Source organism: Phenylobacterium sp., from assembly GCF_031181185.1.
GTDB lineage: Bacteria > Pseudomonadota > Alphaproteobacteria > Caulobacterales > Caulobacteraceae > Phenylobacterium.
In genome coordinates, this window is sequence record NZ_JAPSKZ010000335.1 from 1 (window position 1) to 1635 (window position 1635).

Consider the following 1635-nt stretch of genomic DNA (forward strand, 5'->3'; position numbering starts at 1 on the left):
GTCGCCAAGGCCTTCGGCGTCGACCCGGTGCAGTTCGGCGTCATCCTCCTGCTCAACTGCGGCATCGGCCTGATCACGCCGCCGGTCGGCTCGGTCCTGTTCGTCGGCAGCGCCATCGGCGGAATTCCGATGACGCGGGCGCTGAAGACCATCTGGCCGTTCTGGCTGGCTTGCGCCGCGGTGCTGATGCTGGTCACCTTCGTTCCGGCGCTGTCGCTGTGGCTTCCCTCGCTGATGAAATGACCGGACTGAAGGGGCTGAAGGCGGCGGGAGAGGCCCGCTGGGACTGCGTCGCCCTCGGCGAGGTGATGCTGCGGCTCGACCCGGGCGAGGGCCGCATCCGCACCGCGCGGTCCTTCGCCGTCTGGGAGGGCGGCGGCGAATACAACGTCGCACGCGGGCTGCGGAAGACCTTCGGCCTGCGCACCTCGGTGGTCACGGCCCTGCCCCGGACTGAAACCGGAGCTCTCGTCGAGGACCTGATCCTGCAGGGCGGCGTGGACGCATCCCATATCCTCTGGCGCGAGGCCGACGGCGTGGGCCGCAACACCCGGGTGGGGCTGAACTTCACCGAGCGGGGGTTCGGACCTCGCCCGGCCCTCGGCGTCTCGGACCGGGCGCGGTCCGCGGCCTCGCAGCTGCGCGCGGACGAGGTCGACTGGAACGCCCTGTTCGGCGGAGAGGGCGTACGTTGGCTCCATACCGGAGGCATCTTCGCCGCCCTGTCGGAGAGCACGGCCGAGGCCGCCCTGGCGGCCATACGGGCGGCGAAGCGGCACGGGACGCTGGTCAGCTACGATCTCAACCACCGGGCCAGCCTGTGGTCCAGCCATCCCGACCCGGACGCCGCCCGGCGGATCAATCGCGAGATCGCCGGCCTCGTCGACGTGCTGGTCGGCGACGAATACGCCTTCGCCGCCTGTCTCGGCATCGAGACGCCGGAGCGGCGCGACCATCCCTGCGACAGCGCGCCGTTCGACCGGCTCGTCGGCCGGTTGGCCGGAGAGTTGCCGAACGTGCAGGTCTTCGCCGCCACCCTGCGGGATCCGGTCTCGGCCTCTCTCAACCGCTGGGGCGGGGTGCTGTGGAGCGAGGGGAGACGCTACGCGGCGCCGGTGCGCGAGATCGCAGTGCTGGACCGCGTCGGCGGCGGCGACGGCTTCGTCTCGGGGCTGGCCTGGGCCTTCCTCGCGGGGATGGGCCCCCAGGCCGCGGTCGACTACGGGACGGCGCACGGGGCCTTGGCGATGACCACCCCCGGCGACAACGCCATGATCACCCTCGCCGAAGTGGAGGCGTACGTTGAAGGCCGCGGCGCGGCGGCGATACGCTAGCCGGCTGGCTGTCGGCCGGCCGCCATCTGCGATGCGAAATCGCTGCGCTACGCACTCCGGCCGCCCTGGCCGAGTGCAGGCCCCTCGACCTCGCCGCTTTCGGAAGGCCGTTCGTGTCTGCGTCGGCGTCGGCGAGGTGGGAGCCTGCGCGCGAGCGGTCGGGCTATGGCCTTCCCGGCGCGTCCAGGACGAGGGGGCCGGCGTCCCTGCCGATCAGCGGCCCCTCCATATCCCTGAGCTGCGGACCGACGGACCCTCCGACGCCCCAGGCGAGGCGCGACACCGAGGCGAAGTTCCAGAC

Annotated in this window: 2 protein-coding genes; both read left to right on the plus strand. The window is 72.0% G+C overall.

Annotation, left to right across the window (positions count from 1 at the left end):
* On the plus strand, positions 1-243 hold a 243-nt coding region (locus RIF93_RS20620; RefSeq protein WP_309093312.1), incomplete at its 5' end, for a TRAP transporter large permease subunit.
* Positions 240-1334, plus strand: coding sequence for a sugar kinase (locus tag RIF93_RS20625; protein ID WP_309093313.1), 1095 nt, complete (start codon positions 240-242; stop codon positions 1332-1334). The genes RIF93_RS20620 and RIF93_RS20625, both read left to right, overlap by 4 nt.
* Positions 1335-1635 lie beyond the last annotated feature (301 nt).